General features: G+C 53.8%; 16 protein-coding genes. 10 read left to right on the forward strand and 6 right to left on the reverse strand.

All coding sequences use genetic code 11. From position 1 onward, the window contains the following. Positions 1–16: 16 nt before the first annotated feature. The gene (locus tag ACYVH9_RS13900) at positions 17–736 is read right to left on the reverse strand and encodes a polysaccharide deacetylase family protein (RefSeq protein ID WP_460636961.1); all 720 of its coding nucleotides are present in this window, start codon (positions 734–736) and stop codon (positions 17–19) included. 312 nt (positions 737–1048) lie between these two features. On the opposite strand from ACYVH9_RS13900, the gene ACYVH9_RS13905 reads away from it, so the two are divergent. After that, positions 1049–1822 (forward strand): hypothetical protein, encoded by a 774-nt coding sequence (locus tag ACYVH9_RS13905; RefSeq protein WP_460636962.1) that lies wholly within the window; start codon positions 1049–1051, stop codon positions 1820–1822. A gap of 86 nt (positions 1823–1908) precedes the next feature. Here ACYVH9_RS13905 and ACYVH9_RS13910 read toward each other — a convergent pair whose 3' ends face one another. The 3 genes from ACYVH9_RS13910 to ACYVH9_RS13920 form a co-directional block, all read right to left on the reverse strand. Next, positions 1909–2097 carry a hypothetical protein gene (locus ACYVH9_RS13910; RefSeq protein ID WP_460636963.1) on the reverse strand — a complete coding sequence of 63 codons (189 nt, stop codon included), beginning with the start codon at positions 2095–2097 and terminating at the stop codon, positions 1909–1911. A 113-nt stretch (positions 2098–2210) separates the two neighbouring features. Continuing rightward, the gene (locus tag ACYVH9_RS13915; protein WP_460636964.1) at positions 2211–3650 is read right to left on the reverse strand and encodes a RagB/SusD family nutrient uptake outer membrane protein; all 1440 of its coding nucleotides are present in this window, start codon (positions 3648–3650) and stop codon (positions 2211–2213) included. 18 nt (positions 3651–3668) lie between these two features. Then, a complete protein-coding gene (locus tag ACYVH9_RS13920; RefSeq protein ID WP_460636965.1) occupies positions 3669–6713 on the reverse strand; it encodes a SusC/RagA family TonB-linked outer membrane protein in 3045 nt (1014 codons plus the stop codon). Between the two features lie 402 nt (positions 6714–7115). Here ACYVH9_RS13920 and ACYVH9_RS13925 point away from each other — a divergent pair, with 402 nt between their 5' ends. Further along, a complete protein-coding gene (locus tag ACYVH9_RS13925; RefSeq protein WP_460636966.1) occupies positions 7116–8297 on the forward strand; it encodes an alginate lyase family protein in 1182 nt (393 codons plus the stop codon). 4 nt (positions 8298–8301) lie between these two features. Next, positions 8302–9507 (forward strand): glycoside hydrolase family 88 protein, encoded by a 1206-nt coding sequence (locus ACYVH9_RS13930; RefSeq protein ID WP_460636967.1) that lies wholly within the window; start codon positions 8302–8304, stop codon positions 9505–9507. Between the two features lie 66 nt (positions 9508–9573). On the opposite strand, the gene ACYVH9_RS13935 is transcribed toward ACYVH9_RS13930, so the two are convergent. After that, complete coding sequence (locus ACYVH9_RS13935) at positions 9574–10989, reverse strand: SusD/RagB family nutrient-binding outer membrane lipoprotein (protein ID WP_460636968.1); 1416 nt, start codon at positions 10987–10989, stop codon at positions 9574–9576. Between the two features lie 23 nt (positions 10990–11012). Further along, a complete protein-coding gene (locus ACYVH9_RS13940; RefSeq protein WP_460636969.1) occupies positions 11013–14135 on the reverse strand; it encodes a SusC/RagA family TonB-linked outer membrane protein in 3123 nt (1040 codons plus the stop codon). 123 nt (positions 14136–14258) lie between these two features. Between ACYVH9_RS13940 and ACYVH9_RS13945 the strand changes: the two genes are divergently transcribed. The 7 genes from ACYVH9_RS13945 (at position 14259) to ACYVH9_RS13975 (ending at position 21094) form a co-directional block, all read left to right on the forward strand. Further along, positions 14259–15470 (forward strand): cystathionine gamma-synthase family protein, encoded by a 1212-nt coding sequence (locus ACYVH9_RS13945; RefSeq protein WP_460636970.1) that lies wholly within the window; start codon positions 14259–14261, stop codon positions 15468–15470. Positions 15471–15493: 23 nt separating this feature from the next. Beyond that, positions 15494–16570: a class A beta-lactamase gene (gene bla, locus ACYVH9_RS13950; protein ID WP_460636971.1), complete on the forward strand. Its 1077-nt coding sequence runs from the start codon at positions 15494–15496 to the stop codon at positions 16568–16570. Between the two features lie 113 nt (positions 16571–16683). Continuing rightward, positions 16684–18177, forward strand: coding sequence for a serine hydrolase (locus ACYVH9_RS13955; RefSeq protein ID WP_460636972.1), 1494 nt, complete (start codon positions 16684–16686; stop codon positions 18175–18177). Between the two features lie 127 nt (positions 18178–18304). Continuing rightward, a complete protein-coding gene (locus ACYVH9_RS13960; RefSeq protein WP_460636973.1) occupies positions 18305–18871 on the forward strand; it encodes a type 1 glutamine amidotransferase domain-containing protein in 567 nt (188 codons plus the stop codon). 86 nt (positions 18872–18957) lie between these two features. Next, positions 18958–19641: a DUF6597 domain-containing transcriptional factor gene (locus ACYVH9_RS13965; RefSeq protein WP_460636974.1), complete on the forward strand. Its 684-nt coding sequence runs from the start codon at positions 18958–18960 to the stop codon at positions 19639–19641. Between the two features lie 9 nt (positions 19642–19650). Continuing rightward, the gene (locus tag ACYVH9_RS13970) at positions 19651–19788 is read left to right on the forward strand and encodes an AraC family transcriptional regulator (RefSeq protein ID WP_460636975.1); all 138 of its coding nucleotides are present in this window, start codon (positions 19651–19653) and stop codon (positions 19786–19788) included. 166 nt (positions 19789–19954) lie between these two features. Continuing rightward, positions 19955–21094: a redoxin domain-containing protein gene (locus tag ACYVH9_RS13975; protein WP_460636976.1), complete on the forward strand. Its 1140-nt coding sequence runs from the start codon at positions 19955–19957 to the stop codon at positions 21092–21094. Positions 21095–21170 lie beyond the last annotated feature (76 nt).

Consider the following 21170-nt stretch of genomic DNA (forward strand, 5'->3'; position numbering starts at 1 on the left):
TTTTTTCAGAACGGTTTTATGGGCTGGAATGATCCCGTAACTGAAGCAATTCGTTAACGGTTTTGAATCCATAACCGCGCTGCCTTAACCCTTCGACGATCCCCTTGATGGCCCTCACCGATTCATTCCGATCGCCGTGCATGACGTGCAACAGGATAATCGATCCTGGCTGGGTATGTTCCAAAACATGCTCCGTAATTTTGACAGCATCGTTCAGGTTTGCTGCGTAGGATTCCGGCTCCACATCCCACATGATGCTTTTCCGGTTGGTCTGCTGGAGGTAATACGGCAGCACCAGCAGCTTTTTCCCGTACGGGGGCCGGAACACGATTTCATCCCGAAACCCCGCCCGGCGAATCAGCGAATCCGTCTTTTCAAGCTCATCCCGCGTATAGGCGTAGGTTTTGAGTACCATGCGGTTATGCGAGTACGTATGATTGCCTACCTGGTGCCCCGCCCGCACGATTTTTTCGCCTTCAAGCGGATGAGTAACCAGATCCTGCCCGATCAGGAAAAAGGTGGCTTTGATATTCAGATCACGCAGAATAGCCAGAATGCTGTCGGTGCGTTCGGTTGGCCCATCGTCGAAAGTCAGCGCAACCACTTTCTGGGTGGTCTTGACCCGGGGATACACTTCACCGAAAAACTGGAACGTGCGGGACCGGGAGATAGTCCACGCAACCAGAACCCCCATACCCCCCAAAACAGCCAGCAGAAGCAGGTATTTTTTTTTCATACGTGCCGGGTAACCGATTTTTAGTTCGTGCAAACGTGCTGCCAACCCGTCAAGGAGTTTTGATCTTGTTGAGTAAATAGTGAATTGAAAATAGAAAAAATCGGAATCCTCTGCAAAGCTATTCGCTTGTGGTCGTGTTTTGGTGCAAAGAAACGGTTTTCTTACCTAATCCGGCCTCTTCAGCAGCGAAACTGGCCATCGCTACCCGCTACTATCTCCTTTGAACCTCCAAATCAGAACCGTAATACCGTCTTTTTTGAAGATATTAGGCCTTGTTTTTTGATAACATCGATCACCCTCAACTCATTGACCATGCGTACTGCTCTGCTTATTTGCTTTTCACTCCTAACTACCTTTTCCATTCAGGCCCAAAACACCCCGGCAAACAGCTCCCCGTATGTAAAGCTGATTCCGGGTTCGGAGCAATCTGCGTTGAAAAGGCTGGAACTTGCGTCCGACGTCGACACCACCTGGAACCGCTGGAAAGAACGGGGCTATAATTTTGGATTTAACCCGCAGATCACGCCAATGTATACCACCGTCAACGGTATTCTGAGCACCCCGTACATGATCCAGGTCCGGGGCAACGAAAACGAGCGGAACCGCAAACGCTGGGGCTACCACGTCTTTGAAGGCTACGCCAAAGACGATAAATCCCGCATTACGATGCTGGTCAATAAACACATTGAAGAAGAAAAACCGGTGGCCGAACTGTATTACTACAGCACGGTTTACACCCACGCCGAACCCGCTTACAACTGGTTTCGGATCGGCTCGGACGTCCGGCAACACTCTTTCCTATTCAGCCGCGACAAAGCCATTTTTTACGGCTCTTTGAAAATGACCAACGCACTGACGCTGGGGAACATCGGCCGGGACTCCGTTTTGCCGGAGAAGCCAACGGCAGATGCAGAACCCAACTACGCCGAAGACGCGAAACACGTTAATTATCAGGAGTTAAAAAACAGCGGAAACGGAACTATCTTCTACGATAAAGATAATAACATCGTTGTCATCAAGATCAACGGGCAATGGATGAAACTGGCCGTAGAAGCCCTGCCGAAAAATGTCAGCTATCCGTTTTGATCAATACGACGGGCAGCATCGAAAACGTATTCTCGGTTTTCCGGAAACTCAATCAGCCCGGCATTGCCGGGCTGATTGAGTTTTCATTAACTGCTATGTCCACCTTTGGTGCCGCCACTGGAGCCACCTCCGCTTTTGCTCCCTTTGCTACCACTCGGTTTTGAGGTTCCCCGGCGTCCGCCGGTTGATCCGTGCTGGGGGCCATTGTTCTGCTTATCACCCGTCTGGCCACCGCCCAACATCTCCTCGTACTCTTTCAGATCCTTGTCAGCCATACCATTTGCATGATTAAAGAAAACCGTTGTTGGTTTCTTTTGGCGTAACCCGGTGAACGGCGCAACGGTTCTGAAAAGATCCTGGTGAGTTCGCTTTCGGTCCCGGCGTTGGATCAATAGCCCGGATTCTGCGTCAGATTCGGATTCAGATCGCGTTCGCGTTGCGGAATCGGAAACAGCTTGTGGGTCTCGGTAATGTTGGTTTTGCCTTTCGCTTTCAGAACAGGTACCAGCCGATCGGTCCGGACCAGATCAAACCAGCGATGGCCTTCAGCGTAGAACTCCCAGCGCCGTTCGTCCCAAAGGGCCTGCCGAAACGCTTCTTTGGTTAGCGTGGCCGAAAAATCAACCGTCGATGCGGTGGTTAATGGCAACCCGAACGCCCGGCGACGGATGGGGTTGGCGGCATCGCGTGCAGCCGCCGTGGGGCCACTGATTTCGTTCTCGGCTTCGGCAAACATCAGCAGCACATCAGCGTACCGAATGATCGGGAAGTTGTTATTGGCATCGCCAAAAGTCCGGGCCGACGGATCGACATATTTGTTGAAATGCTGGAATGTATTAACGGTTTTTCCGGCCCCATCGACGTACGAATTGATGTACAGTTCCTGCCGTTTATCGCCGGTTTTGAAGCTGTTATACAGATCCATTGTCGGGAAGAACGACCCAAAACCGCGGCCCGTAACCGGTGAGTTTTCCGGCGCGAAATACGTCACCATCCCGCTTCCTTGGCCGGTTCCTCCGCCCACAAACTGAATTTCAAATACCGACTCCTTGCCGTTTTTGTTCGAAATCGCGAACACGTCAATGTATCGATCAAACAACCCGTAGCCGTACTTGGCAGCGTTGTCGATGACTTCTTTGGCTTTGGTTCGGGCGTTCGGAAAATCCTTGCGCGTCAGGTAAACCCGCGCCAGCATGGCCTTGGCCGCACCCGCCGTCACCCGGCCCAGATCGGCCCCGGAAAACTTATCGGGCAGCGAGGCTTCGGCATCCGTCAAATCTTTGATAATCTGCGCATAGACCTCATCGGCGCTGGCCCGGGCCACGTTTTTTCCGGCGCTCAACGACTGCGTTTCGGTCAGCATCAGGGGCACGCCACCGTACCAACGTACGAGGTAGAAATAATAGTAGGCCCGCAGAAATTTGGCTTCACCAACGAGCCGTTTTTTCAGGTTTTCGTCCATCGAAATACCCGGAATCCGATCAATGGCAGCATTGGACCGGTTAATGCCCTGATAGATGATCTGCCAGGTCTGCGTCACCACACTATTGGTCGGGATGGTTTGAAAACTCCAGATCTGCACCCGGTCGGCGTTGTTGGACAGCGGGTCCATGTCATCACCGGGCAAATCGCCCATGATGATAAAATTACGGCTTTGGTCGCCCACCTGGTTGGCAATGTCGTAAACGGCATTGACGGCGGCCGCAGCATCGGCGGCATTGGTATAAAAGTTGACCGGCGCCAGCGAAGACGGGGGCGTTTCATCCAGCGAACAGGCTCCCAGCCCGAGCGCCAATGCGGCCAGTAGAAAAAATCGATTCGTTTTCATAGTGGTAAATAGGGCGGGTTATAGTCCAATATTCAGTCCAACCAGGATCATTTTGTTGCCCGGATAGCTGCCGTAGTCCGTGCCCTGGCTCAGCGTATTTTGCCCAAAGCGGTTTACCTCGGGATCAAAACCGGTGTATTTGGTAAACGTAATCCAGTTTTGGGCACTCACGTACACCTTTACGTTGTACAGTTTCGCTTTTTTAACCAGTTCGGAAGGCAGTGTATACGAAAGGTTGACGTTTTTCACCCGCAGGTACGAACCGTCCTCAATCTGGCGGCTTGAAATCACGTAAGCATTCCCAACGGCGTTGGCGCGCGGAACCTCGTTGCTCGGATTGGTCGGTGTCCAGCGGTCGAGCGTGGTGGTCGACTGGTTGCTCACGCCCGTCAGCGATTCCTGCTCGAAGCGGTTGATATTAAAGATGCTGTTGCCGTACGTTCCCTGCATGAAAATGCTCAACTCCACCCCTTTGTACGAGAACGTGTTGGTCAGACCACCGAATAGTTTCGGCTGAGCGTATCCCAGAATGGCGCGGTCACTGGCATTGATCACGCCGTCTCCGTTCTGATCGACGTAACGCCGATCGCCGGGTTTGGCGGTTTTCTGCGCCGAACCATCAATTTCGGCCTGATTCTGGAAAATACCGTCCGTCTGATAACCGTAGAACAGACCGATCTGCTCACCCACCCGCACCAGACCGGAGTTGGGTAATTGCAGGTGACCGCTGGCTTCACCCGCGGCAAACTCCGTCTGATCGCCCAGATTCAGGACCTTGTTGCGGTTGGCGGCAATGTTAAACGCCGTGGTCCATTTGAACCCGCCCGTCAGGTTAGTCGAGTTGATACCCAGTTCAAAACCCTGGTTACGAATACTTCCCAGATTTTGCAGCGCCGACGCATAACCCGACACGAACGGCAGCGGAACGGACAGCAGCAAATCGGTCGTTTTTTTGTTGTAATAATCCGCCGTCAGCGTGATGCGGTTGTTCAGAACGCCCACATCGATCCCGATGTCCATCTGGGCGGTTGTTTCCCAGCGTAAATCCGGGTTGGCCACGCGCGACGGTCCGACGCCGATCACCACCGTGTTGTTGAAATTAGCATTCTGCGTTCCGAGGGTTGCCAGCGACTGGTACTGGGGAATTTCCTGGTTCCCGCTCAGTCCGTAGCTTGCACGCAGCTTCAAATCATTGATCACGGCATTGCCCTTCAGGAAATCCTCTTCCGACAACCGCCAGGCCACCGAAGCCGACGGGAAAACCGCCCATTTGTTGCTGGCTCCGAACCGCGACGAACCATCGGCCCGTACCGTAGCCGTGACCAGGTATTTTCCGGCGTAATCATAATTGGCCCGACCGATGTACGAATTCAGTTGCCAGTTGCTGGCCGATGAAGCCGGCACCAGCGCGATCGATGCCGATCCCAGGTTTTCGTACGTCAAAATATCGTTGGCAAACCCCTGCGAACGGGCTTCGGCGCTTTCCCAGCGGTTGCCCTGCATGGTGTAGCCCGCCAGAAACGTCAGGTTGTGTACGTCGCCAAACGTCTTGACGTAGGTCAGCGTATTTTCGTTCAGCCAGGTCGATGACTGGGTATTCAGAATGGACGCCTGACCGCTCAGCTGCGTTCCGGCTGCGGTATTCCGCGACAGATAAAGGCTGCGTTTGGAATAGTTCACATCCGCCCCGAAACTCGTCCGGAACGTTAGTCCGGGCAGAATTTTGTAATCGGCAAACACGCTCCCCATCATCCGCGTGCCGACGGTTTTGTTAAACGTTCCGAGCGCCTGGGCCACCGGGCTACCAATTTGAATCCGGCCGGGCGTGTTGAAAACCACCAGCGTACCATCCGGGTTGTAAACCGGCTGCGTGGGCGAGAAATTCAGGGCGCTGTAAACGACGGTTCCGTTGGTTCCCCCATCAGCATCCGTCGGAACGGCGTTGTTACGGCTCCGGATTACGTTCAGGCTGGTACCAATGTTAAACCGATCGTTGATCTTATGGTCGAAATTGAACCGAAACGAGGCCCGGTCGTATTTCGAATTAATGATAATACCCTGCTGCTCAAGGAAGTTACCCGAAACCGCATACCGCGTTTTTTCATTTCCGCCCGAAGCCGTCAGCTGGTAGTTCTGGATCGGGGCTTCACGGAATATTTCATCCTGCCAGTTGGTCCCGACGCCAAAACCGGCAATCTGCTCCTGCGTAAAAACCGGTGCCCGGCCCGCGTTCACGTTGGCTTCATTGACCAGTTCGGCATACTGCGTGGCATTCAGCAACGGTAGCTTTTTCCGCACCTGCTGAACGCCATAGTACGACTCAAACTCGATGCGGTTCTGACCCGACTTCCCCCGTTTGGTTGTAATGATCACTACCCCATTGGCACCCCGCGACCCGTAAATGGCCGTTGCCGAAGCATCTTTCAGGATTTCCATCGATTCGATGTCGTTGGGGTTCAGGTTGGCTCCGCTTTCGTTGTAAACCGGAAAACCGTCGATCACGTACAACGGCTCGTTTCCGGCGTTGATGGAGTTGCCCCCCCGGATGCGGATGGTGACTCCGCCCCCCGGCGCGTTGGATGCCTGCGTTACCTGCACCCCGGCGGCCCGGCCCTGCAACGCCTGCCCAACCCCCGTTACCGGTACGGATTTAATTTCTTTTGACGTTACCGACGACAATGAACCCGTTACATCGCTTTTCCGCTGCGTCCCATACCCCACCACCACGACTTCCTCCAGCGCTTTCTGATCTTCTTCCAGCGTCACGGTGATCTGACTCCGCCCACCCAGGTTGATTTCTTTCGAGGCAAAGCCCAATGACGAAACCACCAGCACGCCGTTCGACGGAGCGTTTAAACTAAAATTACCCAAGGCATCCGTGGCGGTTCCGGTAGTAGTTCCTTTCACCACCACATTGGCACCGGGAATGGGATCTCCCCCAGCGCCGGTTACTTTTCCCGTTACCGGAGCGGTTTGCTGCGCCAGCAACAGGGATGGAATTTGCAGGCATACCAGCAGTGCGAACCAGAGCCACCGGCTGGCATGATTACCATTTTTTTTCATAGGATTTAGTCTTGAAAGGATAAATGCACCGTCGATACCCACGCCCATTTAGTGGAAACCGCCGGGCTGGCGGTGCACGTTTGCAAAGCAATATTAATTGCCATGTGACTAAAAAATACCGGAATAATCTAAATTGAACGGTTTATCCACCTCATTGAACGGTTTTTCACACATCCGAACGATTTGTCCACCCTTTTGATCATTAGATAGTAGCAAGAAAAAATTGTACGTTAGTAAACTTGCACCGTCAACCCGTTGAAGCAATTGATGTGAAAAAAGACCGACTCCTTGTCGCTGCTGCCGAAGGCGGAGCAATCATGTTGCTCGTCTCGCTGCTGGTGTATTTACTATCGATTCTGCTCTAGGTTTACCCCTTGATCCATTTGTCCCTGTAGCCTTCCGATGCGCGCACTATTCAGCTTCGTTGCAGTTTTCGTGAGCATTCTCCTGATGGGTATTGCTCCTGCCCGGGCCTTGGCCGACGGCCCCGCCAAAACCGTTGTCATCGCCACCCTGAAACCCCACATTCTGGCAGAAGCCCGATGGGCCCTGCAACAGCCGCCCGTTACGGTTACAGCCCAAACGTCGCCCCGAAGCGCGGGCGGCAAGCATGATTTCTTTTCGGAAGGAGACTACTGGTGGCCGGATTCCACCCAGCCGCAGGGGCCATACGTCCAGCGCGACGGCATGACCAATCCCGATAATTTTGTAGCCCACCGGCAGGCCATGATCCGTTTCAGCCGGATTGTGGGGGCACTAACGTCGGCCTACGTAATCACCCGCGATGAGCAATATGTCCGGCACGCTTTCCGGCATCTCAACGCCTGGTTTGTCGATCCGGCCACACGCATGAACCCTTCCCTGGTATACGCGCAGGCCATCAAGGGCCGGGCAACGGGACGCGGTATCGGCATCATCGATACGATTCACCTCATGGAAGTGGCCCAGAGTATCCCGATTCTGGAAAAGGCGAAGAGAAGTAACGCCAGATCCGTCGCCCAGATCCGCCAATGGTTTGCCGATTACCTGACCTGGCTGACGACCCATCCCTACGGCAAAGACGAAATGAACGCCAAAAATAACCACGGCACCTGCTGGGTTATGCAGGTTGCGGCTTTTGCCCGACTGACGCGCAATGACTCGCTGCTGACCTTCTGCCAAAATCGGTACAAAACCGTGCTACTTCCCGACCAGATGGCCGCTGATGGCAGTTTTCCGCAGGAATTGCGCCGGACCAAACCCTATGGGTACTCCCTTTTTAACCTGGATGCCATGACCATGATCTGCCAGATTTTATCAACCCCAACCGCCAACCTCTGGACCTACCAGACTGGCGACGGGCGCGGCATTCAGAAAGGCATTGCGTATTTATATCGTTTTGTTCAGGACAAGACAAGCTGGCCGCTCAAACCCGATGTCATGTACTGGAACGACTGGCCCGTTGCTCATCCTTTTCTGGTATTCGGTGCAGTGGCTTTCGGGCAGGCAGACTGGCTCCAAACCTGGAAACAACTGGAACACAATCCGCAGGTCGAAGAAGTGCTGCGTAACCTTCCCATCCGTAACCCCCTCATCTGGCTTTGAAAAAATGAAAAAGACCTCCATCACCGCCCTCCTGCTGGGCTTCGGTCTGCTGACCGGTTTTCTGCCCAATTCCCACATCAAAATGCTTTTTAACCGGGCCGAACAACAAACGCGCGTCATGCTGCACGAAGTCGAAGCCGCCGACAAAACCCCGAAAGCCAACAAACCGGCGCCGGTTTCGCCCCGAACGCTGACCGAAACCGGCGGTTTGCAGCTGGTGCCCGCCCGCGACTGGACCAGCGGTTTTTTCCCCGGTGAACTCTGGTATCTATACGAATACACCGGCAAGAACGAGTGGAAAAACCAGGCGCAACGGTTTACGGCCAACCTGGAAGCCGAAAAAATGAACGCGGGAACGCACGATATGGGCTTCAAAATCTATTGCAGCTACGGCAACGGTTTTCGACTGACGCAGAACCCAGCCTACCGCGACGTGCTGGTTCAGGCGGCCCGCACCTTAACGAAACGATTTAAGCCGAAAGCAGGCATCATCCGTTCGTGGGACCACCACGGCGAAGTCTGGCAGTGTCCGGTGATTATCGACAACATGATGAACCTCGAACTGCTGTTTGCGGCTACTCGCCTGACGGGCGATTCGACCTTCGCGAAGATCGCGATCTCCCATGCTCGAACCACCATAAAAAACCACTTCCGGCCCGATTTTAGCTCCTACCATGTGGTGGATTACGATACCCTGACGGGGCAGGTTCGGAAGAAAAACACCCATCAGGGCTTTAACGACGAGTCGGCCTGGGCGCGCGGACAAGCCTGGGGGTTGTACGGATACACGCTTTGTTACCGCGAAACCAACGATCCGCAATTTCTCAAACAGGCCGAAGCCATCGCCCGGTTTATGCTCGACCACCCGCGGATGCCCGCCGATGGGATTCCGTATTACGATTACGACGCACCAGCCATTCCCAACGAACTCCGCGATGTATCGGCGGCAACTGTGATGGCATCCGCCCTGTACGAACTAAGCACTTACGGTTCCGCCAACGCCCACTACCGCGCCAAAGCGGACCGGGTTATGGCGAGTCTGGCCAAAACATACGCATCGCCGGTGGGCAAAAACCGGGGCTTTTTACTCTTACACAGCACAGGAGCCAAAACGTTTGAACGGGATGTGCCGCTGATTTATGCCGATTATTATTACCTGGAAGCCCTGCTGCGCGCCAAAAAGCTGAACGAGAAGAAACCGTTATTTTGACAACCTAAATTCACGAAAAAAGGCGGCCAATGGCCGCCTTTTTTCGTCTCCAGAAATTGTCCTGGTTTATTTATCCCACCAAAGCACCGTCGACAGGGGTACTTCTGCCGGAACGTTGGCGCCGTTTTTGGACGTCTCCCCGTTGGGATAAGCCACCCGGCGGATGTAGGTCGGCAGGGCCGCATTCAGCGGTAGCCGGAATCCTTTGTATTTGTAATCATACCGGCGGGCGTCGTTCCAGGCCTCCGGATTCAGGTAAGTCGCCACGTACTTTTCCTTGAAAATCAGGTCAAGGGTGAGCGCGGCCGCACCCACGGCCACCGCCGGATCCGCCAGATACGCATCCCGGGCAGCCGTAGCAACGCCGTATTTATCCATGTTTGCCCGGATTCCGGCCAGGTAAGCCGTATATGCCCGCGCTCTGTCGCCGGTCCGGAAAGCGGCTTCGGCTTCCATAAACCGTACTTCGGCGTTGGTGACAATCAGCAGCGGAGACGCGTCGCCGGTCAGCGGGGAATTCAGCGAAATGTAGATTTCGTCCTTCACGGTGTTGTTACCGCCCACGTTGCCCTGGCCGTTCCGGGTGCCCTTGTAATCGTTGTTGACGGTTTTGTCCGTTATTTTTTCGATGCGCGGGTCCACAATACCGTACGTTGTTCCGTTCAAGTGGTTAGCAAACTGATCCGAAATCCAGCCATCAAGCACCAGGGCCGCATTGTTCCGCGCCACCGTTGCCCACGGACTCCGTAATAAGTATGACGACATCTGCGCATCATCGGTGTTTGCCGTATACGATTTCGAAACGGCCTCCAGTACATCCGCCGGTTTGTAGGTGGCCTGTTTCGATACTTTGTTCAGCATCCGGGCCTTTAGCGCGTACGCTGTTTTGGACCAGGCAGCTACATTTCCTTTATGAATCAGATCATTGGCAGCCGCTAATTTAACCTTCGAATCGGTTTTGGCCAATTCGGCAATCCCTTCATTAAGCAGGGTGAGCGCCGTGTTGTAGAGCATTTCTTCCGAATCATACTTAGGGGCCAGTGTTTTGCCGGTGAACGCATCGGAAAATGGTGCGCTGCCAAACGTATCGGCAATCAGGTTGAGGTGATACGCCAGCATAACGTTAGCCACCCCCACATATTCAGAAGCTCCCTGCTCCTGCGCCTTGTTCTTGAGGTCATACAAATCGGCCATTCCAAAATAGACGGCATCCCAGGTCGAGGTGTAATCCGTGATCTGGTACGTATCCGTCGAACCGGCGGTGCCGGGGTTGGCCAGGTACTGCACAAAATACGAGGTGATATTCGCCACCCGCTGCGAATTCAGGGCGGTTTTCTGGGTCGTGGTCGACAGCAGCGACCCCAGGGGCGGGCTGGCAATCAGGTTCGGGTTCTCGTTCAGTTCAAAATAATCCTTACACCCGCTTACGCTGATCAGCAGCAGGGTCAGAACCGGCATTATAAATTTAGACTTGAATTTCATGATCATCTGCGAATAAAAGTGACTTAAAAACCAACGTTCAGCGAGAACAGGAAGCTGCGTACTGCCGGATACGTAAAACCGGTAAAACCGTCGACGTTGCTGCCGCTGCTGCTGGAGCTGGTTTCGGGATCATAACCGCTGTACTTCGTCCACAGGGCCAGGTTGTTACCCGTTGCGCTCAACCGCACGCTTTTGATGAAGGTATTTTTCAGAATCGATGTCGGCAAATCGTACGAAATGTTCACCGACCGCAGCCGTACCCACGACGCGTCTTCGATGAAGTTTTCGGATACACCCCGGTGTACATTGCGGTAAAAACCGTTGGTATAATCAACGCCGTCGGGTCCTTTGCCCTGACCCAGCCACACGGGTTTGGTATTTGGCGTACCGTCAGCCAGGACGCCTTCGAATACTTTTGTATCGTTGCGATCTTCAGTGTATTTGGCAATCCCGAATGCCGAGAAGAAGTTATCCATCTGGTTGTAGCGATCCTGACCCACGCGGGCATCGAACAAGGCCGACAGCGAGAAGTTTCCGTAACGCACCGTATTGTTCAAACCACCGATCCAGTCGGGCTGCGAGTTGCCAAGCAGTTTTTGAGCTGTGTTGATCACCGGGAAACCGTTGGCTCCGATTACGATGGGGCGGCTGCGATCCAGCAACATGGGATCTTCTTCGGCCGAGTTGGCGTAATACCGCTTGTAGCTCCGGCCGTAGAGATTGCCGTAGGCATAGCCCGGCAGCAGCCGCATGGTCACGTTTGAACTGGCGTACCCAAACTGCGAAGCGTAGTTAATCTCCGTTAAGCCATCACGCAGACTCAGGATTTTGTTGCGGTTGGCCGAGAAGTTGAAATTAACATCCCAGCTCAGTTTTCCCCGCCGGATCGGCGTACCCCGCAGTACCAGCTCAATCCCTTTGTTACGCATCGAACCGGAGTTGATCGCGGCCCGCACGTAGCCCGTCGACGAAGTTACGTCAACCCGGATAATCTGGTCTTTGCTGATCGAGTGGTAGTACGTAAAATCCAGCCCCAGCCGGTTGTTCAAAAAGCTCATTTCCACACCCCCTTCGTAGGTATCCGTAAATTCCGGACGCAGGTTTGGATCGCCCAGCAGCGCCCCCCGCGTGAAGCCCGTTGTACCGGATGGCAGGTTCGTGTACGCCGAATAACCCGTTACCGTCGAATACGGGGCGGCATCCTTTCCGATGCGGGCGTAGGAAGCCCGGACTTTACCCAGTGTGATGTAATTGGGCAGCTTGAGCTGTTGCGAGAAAACGTACCCCAAACTAACCGATGGATAGAAGAACGAATTGTTGGGTCTCTGAAGCGAAGACGTTACGTCGTTCCGGCCCGTCAGCGTTAAAAACAAGTAGTCTTTATAATCCAGCGTCAACTCGCCGAAAACACCCATCAGCCGGTAATCTTCCGACGACTGCGTCGGCGTGATCGTCTTGGCATTCCGCAGATCAAAGTAGTTATAAACCGCCAGTTCATTGCCTTCTGCCCCAAAATCCCGAATCTGGCGATCGTACAAATCATGTCCCAGACGCAGCGTAGCGTTCAGGTTCTCGCCGAATTTGGTATTGGCGCTGGCGGTAAACGTCGACGTGATGGCCCGGAAGTTGGTGTGATACTGGTAAATAAAACCCAGCGCGTTGTCGCCAAAAAGCCGTTCGTTCGCAATTCCCGAGGGACCCGGTGCCGTCCGTTTCCGGTCTTCCGAGTACGTATCCAAGCCCACACGGTAGTTAAATGTCAGCCATTTCAACGGAGCATAGACAAAATTCAAACCGCCAACCAGCCGGTTGACGTTATCGCGCAGTTTGTTCGTCATGGCTCCGTAAAGCGGGTTGTCGTTGCCGTAGGTTTTGTAAGACCCGTCCGCATTCAGGTAATCCCGAACGTCGTAGCGGGGCGACCAGTAACTCAGGCTCTCGTTGTAGCGGTCGGCATTGTAGCGATCCCCGCCCGAATTGATAAAGTTCAGGTTAGCGTTGGTGGAGAACTTATCGCTGAATTTCACATTCGTATTCAACCGCACCGACAGTTTGTTGAAGTTGGTAAACGGAATCACCCCTTCGTGTCGCAAATGACCGATGGACGACAGGAAATTGATTTTTTCATTACCGCCCGAAAACGACAGGTTGTTCTGGTACTGTTTTCCGGTCTGGTAGGCCTCTTTGAAGTGATTATAGAGTTTCTGTGGGTGCGTGGGATCAATCTTGATCGCTTCTTCCACGGTGGGTCCCCAGGAAGGGAAAAAGTCCTGCGGATTGTAAACACCCGAATAACCAATGGTATACTTGTCCTGCACTTCCGGGAATTTATTTACATTTTCCACCCCAAACGTGCTGCTAAAGTTACCGCGCAAGGCACCGGTTTTACCCGATTTGGTGGTGATAACCACCACCCCGTTGGCACCCCGCAAACCGTACAGAGCCGTCGCGGCTCCTCCTTTCAGAATGTTGATGGTTTCAATGTCATCCGGATTGATATCGGCGGCCCGGTTCGACATTCCCCGGAGCTCGGCACCGGAATTGGAGGATCCCGTGGAGGTGCTGTTGTCAAACAGAACGCCATCCACCACAAAGAGTGGCTGGTTGTCGCGCGTTACGTCGATGGAGTTGATCCCGCGAATCAGGATACGGGCTCCCTGGCCCGGTGCCCCCCCCGTGCTGGAGATGGTCACCCCGGCCACTTTACCCTGCAGGGCATTGACCATGTTGGGCTGCCGGTTCTGCATCAATTCTTCCGAATTGACGTTTTGGGTAGCATACCCCAGTGCTTTCTTATCGCGGCTGATTCCCAACGCCGTCACCACCACTTCATTCAGCATCTTGTTATCCTGCTTCATGACCACGTTGATGTCCCGACGGTTTTCGGCCCGAATCTCCTGGGTTTCAAACCCAATGTAACTGAAGATCATTACGGCGGTGCCCGCGTTGACCCGTAAGCTGTAACGTCCATCGGCATCGGTCAGCGTGCCGGTGGTGGTGCCTTTTACCGAGACATTGACGCCGGGCAGCGCGGCTTCGTCCCCTTCAGAAGTTACCCGGCCACTTACCTCAACCTGTTGCGCCATCACAAGCGACGAACAGAACAGCAAAGCCACTCCCATGTAAATTCGTACTAGTTCCTTCATACTCCCTCAACTCATAAGGTTAAAAATGGATGAAAACAATTTCATGGCAAGTTTAGCATTTATCTAAAATTTTGCAATTTTTGCCAATCAACAAATATTATTCTGCAAATTTCGGTACTCTACATGGATTTTCCTGAACAAAAAAAAGGAACCACTGCCGTTTGGGCTGGCGAGGATGCTTCCTTTACGAAAGGGGCCACCACTTCTCCCATCGTCAACAGCGTAGCTTTTGCCTATCACGACCTGGACGAATGGTATGATGTAGCCACCGGAAAAACCGCCGGACATATCTACAGCCGCAATACCAATCCGACGGTACACGTGCTGGAAGAAAAAATCCGGATTCTGGAAGGCGCCGAAGCGGCCACCTCCTTCGCAACGGGCATGGGCGCGATTAGCAATACGCTCTTTGCCCTCCTGGGCCCTGGCAAACGCGTGGTGTCAATCAAGGACACGTACGGCGGCACCAGTCGGCTTTTTCTCGACTTTCTGCCCTCCTACCAGATTGCCGTCACCCTCTGCGAAACCGGTAACCACGAAGCCATGGAAGCCGAAATTGCCAAGGGCTGCGACCTGGTGTACCTGGAAACACCCACCAACCCAACCCTGAAAGTAGTGGACCTGAAGCGGTTGTCGGCAGCCGCTAAAAAAGCCGGTGCCGTGGTGGTGGTCGACAATACGTTTGCCACGCCCATCAACCAGAATCCGTTGAAACTGGGGGCTGACCTTGTCATTCACAGCGCTACGAAATTCTTGTGCGGCCATTCCGACGCGATGGGTGGCGTATTGTGCGGTAAAAAAGAACTGGTCGAAAACGTATTCCGATTCCGCGAAATCAACGGCGCCAGTCTACAAGCTGAACCGGCGTACCTGATTGCCCGCGGTATGAAAACACTCGAACTCCGGATCGAACGGCAAAATGCGTCGGCACTGAAAATTGCGCATCACCTGAAAGCTCATCCGCTGGTCAGCGACGTTTTCTATCCCGGCCTCGAAACGCATGCCGGCCACACCATTGCCGCTGCACAAATGAGTGGCTTTGGGGGCGTGTTAAGCTTCTCGTTAAAAGGCGGTTATGCGGCTGTCAAAACATTTCTGACCAGCCTGCGGTTTGTGCACCTGGCCGCCAGCCTCGGTTCTGTCAGCACGCTGGCGGGGCCGCCCCGCACCACCAGCCACGTTGAACTCACGGAAGCCCAGCGCGCTCAACTCGGTATTCCAGAAGGCCTGATTCGGTATTCGGTCGGTATTGAAAACGTCGAAGACCTGATTGCAGACCTGGATCAGGCGCTGGCGGCCATCGAAACATCGTATTCTGTTGAAAAAACGGTCTGATTTCTTCTAACCCACTGTTGATTATGAAAAAACCTGTACACCTGGTCGTCCACCTGCTTTGGGCGCTGCTGCTGCTGAGTTCTCCCGGCTTCAGTCAATCGAAAAAAAGCAAAAACACTCCGGCGCCCGCTCCCGTGCAACCAACTTCGGCCATTGCGGAGCAACGGCTCCAGCAGGAATTGGAGCGCATCGCTCTTCTGGCCAAAGGGAAAGTCGGCGTCAGTGCCATTCACCTCGAGTCAGGCAAAAAGATCAGCCTGAACCCGAACGAAAAATTTCCGATGGCCAGCACCGTGAAGGTGGCCATTGCCGTCGAATTGTTCAACAAAATCGAAAAAGGCGAACTCTCCCTGCGGACAATGGTCGAGCTGAAACCGTCGGACCTGCACCCGGGTAGCGGGACCCTGGAAACGCTTTTTGCGAAACCCGGCGTGCATCTTTCGGTGGAAAACCTGCTGGAACTGATGATGGTCATCAGTGATAACTCGGCCACCGACATTCTGCTGCGCCTGGTTGGCGGGGCCGAACCCGTCCGGGCCCGGCTGAAAGCCCTGGGCATTGAAGGCATGTCGGTCGACCGCACGATTGTCCAGCTGATCGCCGACCTTCAGGGCGTTACCCTGCCTCCCGAGGATCAATGGACGGTGGGCTTCTACGACAAATTAGAAAAAGCTACAACGCCGGAATCGCGCCGGGCGGCCGCGCTGAAACTTGAGCAGGACCCCCGCGACACGTCGACGCCGGATGCGATGGTAAATCTGCTCACCCAGATTTATCAGGCCAAAGCCCTTAAACCCGAAAGCCGGGATATTCTCCTGGCCGTTATGGAACGCTGCCGGGGTGGTCTGGCACGCATCAAGGGGTACCTGCCACCCGAAACCGTGGTCGCTCATAAAACCGGCTCGCTCAACTCCAGTGCCACCGACGACGTAGGCATCATCACCCTGCCGGGCGACGCCGGGCACATCGCCATTGCGGTTTTAATCACCGCATCGTCCCAACCTACGGCCGAACGAGAGCAAACCATTGCGCATCTGAGCCGCGCGATTTATGACTACTTCCTGTTCCAACCGCCGGTGATGACCACGGCGGGCCGATGAGGTTTTGGTATTCCGGATTGCAATCCGGGGTTAGCCATAGTCAAGCCCTTCGGACTTGTTCAAGCCGTTTTTATCATTCTAACCCATTCATTCCAACTCACGAGAAGTTATTTATGAAGTATTCACTGGTCGTTCTTTTCACATTAGTTGCTCTGATTTCGGTGGGGCAGAAGAAACCGACCGCCAAACAGTTGCAGGAATTTGACGCGTACGTCGATAAGGTTCGCAAGGACTGGGACGTGCCGGGCCTGGCCATTACCGTCGTTAAAGACAATCAGGTAATTTTCAAAAAAGGCTACGGTGTTCGGGAAATTGGAACCACGAACGCTGTTGACACCCAGACCCAGTTTGCCTGCGCTTCCACGACCAAAGCGATGACCGTAGCGCTGATAGGCATGCTGGTTGATGAGGGCAAGCTGTCGTGGAATGACCCGGTTTACAAGTACCTGCCCGAACTGCAACTCTATGACCCGGCAGCGACCCGCGAAATTCAGGTTCGGGACCTGCTTACGCACAACACCGGCGTCGGCGGTACGGATTTTTTTACCGGTGCCATGACCATTCCGGCCAATGAAATGTTTCGGCGGATGGTGTACGTCAAACCGAGTTACTCCATCCGGGCGGGCTTCATTTACCAGAATATCATGTACTCGGCGGCTGGCCGAATCATCGAACGGCTGTATGGCAAACCGTGGTCGACCGTCATGCAGGAGCGCATTTTCGACCCGCTGGGCATGACGCAGACCGCCCCCAAACGCGGCCTCAGCAAAAGCACCAACATGACCAGACCGCACATTGCCATCAACGATACAATCCGGGCGGTTGACTACGGCGCCGACAGCGAAATCGGTTCGGCGGGCGCAGTCTGGTCGTGCGTCGACGACATGAGCAAATGGGTCATGTGTATGCTCGACAGCGGTAAATACAACGGCGGCCGTTTGCTCAAACCCGCCACCTGGGCGGAGATTTTTAAACCGCAGGTAATCGTACCGCACGACGAATACGCGACCATGCAACTTCTGAAACCCAACTGGCTGACTTACGGGCTGGGCTGGTACCAGCACGACTACCGGGGTCATAAAGTCAACTTCCACACGGGCAGCCTGGCGGGACTCACGGCCATTACGGGCCAATTGCCCGACGAAAAGCTGGGGGTGTACGTTTTCGGCAATTACAATTACGCAGAAGTGCGGCATGTACTGCTGTACAAAACACTTGATTTCTTCGCGCTGGGCGGCAACCGCGACTGGAACACCGAGGTTAAAACGTTGTATACCGGAATCCGGGAAGCCGGGAAAAAGGCGGTCAGTGATTTTCAGGCAAAACGGGTTCTCAACACCAAGCCTTCGCTGGCGTTGCAGGCTTATGCCGGAAAATACACCAGCCCATTGTACGGAAAAGCGGAGGTAACCGTGGTCAACGATCAGCTGATTTTCAACATCAACGACAATGCCATGAACGCAACCCTGGCACACTGGCAGTACGATACGTTTTACGGACCGTTCAAAAAAGCGTGGTATGGCAATGCCCTGGCCCGGTTTACCCTGAGTACTTCGGGAAAAGTTGATACGCTGGTTTTCAGCGGTATGGATTTCAAAAAAGAATAACGGTTTTCGCGGTTTATTTTCCCCGGTCGGATACCAGACGGTTTTCGGCGGTTTCCCGTTGGCTCGGTTCCGATAACCTTCCTGCTGCTTTATCGTTGTTAATACCATAATTAAACTCAACGAAACCATGGAAAATCAGCAAAGACTGAAGGGAAAGAAAGTGGCGATTCTGCTGACCGACGGATTTGAACAGGTCGAAATGACGGAACCGCGGAAAGCCTTGCAGGAAGCAGGTGCCGAGACGCATCTGATTGCACCCAACGACAAAGTACGGGGCTGGGACATGAAAGACTGGGGACAAACCTTCCCGGTGGATGTGATTCTGGACGATGCCGACGCTTATAGCTACGACGCCCTGCTGCTGCCAGGCGGTGTTATGAATCCCGATAAACTGCGGATGGAGAAAAAGGCCGTTGATTTTATCAAGCGCTTTTTCGAAGAACATAAGCCCGTTGCGGCCATCTGTCACGCGCCAATGCTGCTGATCGAAGCCGACGTGGTGAAAGGCCGCAAGCTAACTTCGTATCCGTCCATTCAAACGGATCTCCGCAACGCCGGAGCCAATTGGGTTGACCAGGAAGTGGTGACGGATCAGGGTCTGGTGACCAGCCGGAATCCGGACGACATCCCGGCGTTCAACCGGAAAATGATTGAAGAAATTCGCGAAGGTGTTCACCAGGGACAACACGCGTAACGCCAGCAGCCCATTGTACAGAAGAGCCCGGTCAGGTTACCCCGACCGGGCTTTTTTTTACGGTTTTGATTCGGTTTCTTTCGGATATGAACAGTCAGTTAATTGATGCCGACGAACGGCTGGCGACGGTTTTCAGCCATTATTACTGCGTCCAGCTCGCGCCGGACGAGCAACCGGTTACTCTGCACCTGATGCCCAACTACGAAATGCTACTGGCGTTTAATTTCGGACCGGACATACCGATTTCGCTGGGCGATGCGGAGTTTGTTGTCCGGCAGACCGCCGTGCTGGGTCCGCTCCAAAAACGGCTGATCTACGAGCTTCCGGCGGGTGCAGATTTGATTGTTGTCAACTTCACGCTCGACGGTTTTTACCGGCTACTGGGCATTTCGATGCAACAACTCAAAACCGGTGACCTGTACGATCCGGATGTCCTGCTGAACAACACCTGCTTTCGGGAGCTTTGGCAGCAATTGGCCGCCCTCCCGGCTGTAGGCGACCGAATTCTCTTGCTCAACGAATACGCTTTAACGTTTGTAGCCCCTTCCAATACGGTTTCCGAATCGCTCCTGGAGAGCCTCCCCTATTTCCGGGATTCGGCCGTCGATCCCATTAAGGTGCTGGCACAAACGCAGCGGGTGTCACCCCGCAGCATTCAGCTCCGATTTCAATCGCATCTGGGTTATTCGGCCAAGGAGCTAACCCGGTTTCTCCGCTTCCGGAACGTGCTCGGTTTTCTGACGCAGCATGTTCCGCAGGCCCCGGACTGACTCGATCTGGTGCTGCGGTTTGGTTATCACGATCACAGCCACCTGATTAAAGATTTCAAGTATTACCTCGGACTGACGCCCCGGCAGTTTCTCCGGCAACTCACCGCAGGAAGTATCTGTCTCAGCAAAACCGGAAAGTTTTACTGACGCATCCACTAACGGTATTGGGCAGGGCACGAAGTTGACGGTTTGGGCGTTCCATACTTACAGCATGGAGTTTCTAACCGATTCTCCAGGTCTAAATTTCCGTTTTGAAATCCTTATCACAAAAGCTAAAAACCGTCAGGCAATTCAACCCGATCAACCATCGATTATGAAAAACTTTTTGACCATCCTAGCCCTTTTCGTATCCACGCTGTCGGTTGCACAATCCAACTTCGCTATTCAGGGAAAAGTCGATCGATTGAAAAACGGCGACAAGGTTTTCCTCGTCTATCAGGTCGAAGACCGGCAGATCAGTGATTCCGTAACGGTTCAGGACGGCCGCTTCGCCTTTAGCGGGTCGCTGCAATACCCCGTCTTTTCGGCCCTGTTTCTAAACAAAAACCCGTACGTCAACCGCCCCCGGAATGGTGAGAACCTGGATTTTCTTCGGTTTTATCTGGCCCCGGAACAGCTCACCATGTCAGCCCCCGACTCGCTCAAAAACATTGTAATTACGGGTTCGCCAACCAACCAGCTCCACGCCGAACTCAAGGCGATGCTCAAAGCGAACGATGACAAATTCACGGCATTAGGGAAAGAATTTGAAGCGTTACCAGCCGAAAAGAAAAATGATAAAGCAGTCTACGACAGTTTTGTCGCGCGCGAAAAGCAATTGATGAACGAGGGTTTTCAGGTTCACCTGGACTTCGCGAACAAGCACCCGGATTCGTACCTGAGCGTGATCAGTCTGGCGCACGTTGCGGCCCAGCCAACAACGGCCGAAGATGCGGAGAAAGCCTATCAAAAGCTTTCGGAAAAACTCAAAAACACCCCCGTCGGAAAAGATATTCCAACGCTGCTGGCCTCTCATACCAGCGTGCAGATTGGAAAAGTCGCGCCGGATTTCACCCAAAAAACCGCCGATGGCAAAGACGTGAAATTGTCGGATTTCCGGGGCAAATACGTTCTGCTTGACTTCTGGGCGAGCTGGTGCGGCCCCTGTCGGGCCGAAAATCCCAATGTAGTGGCCGCCTACCAGGCCTACAAGGATAAAGGGTTTGAAATAGTGGGGGTTTCGTTGGATAACCCGGCGCAAAAAGGGGCGTGGCTTAAGGCCATTGAGAAAGACCAGCTCACCTGGCCGCAGGTGTCCGACCTGAAAGGCTGGAATAATGCCGCAGCCAAAATTTACGGCATCCGATCCATTCCCGCCAATTTTCTGCTCGATCCTTCCGGCAAAATCATTGCCCGTGACCTGAGAGGAAAAGCCCTGTCCGAACAACTAGGGCTCGTTTTACAAGGAAAATAGCGCGTGGGCAGCCACTCCCCGACCTGCTTCGGAAATCAAACGAGGACCGACAAAAACCAGCTTCCGGCTTTTGTCG

Source organism: Larkinella harenae (assembly GCF_054780515.1).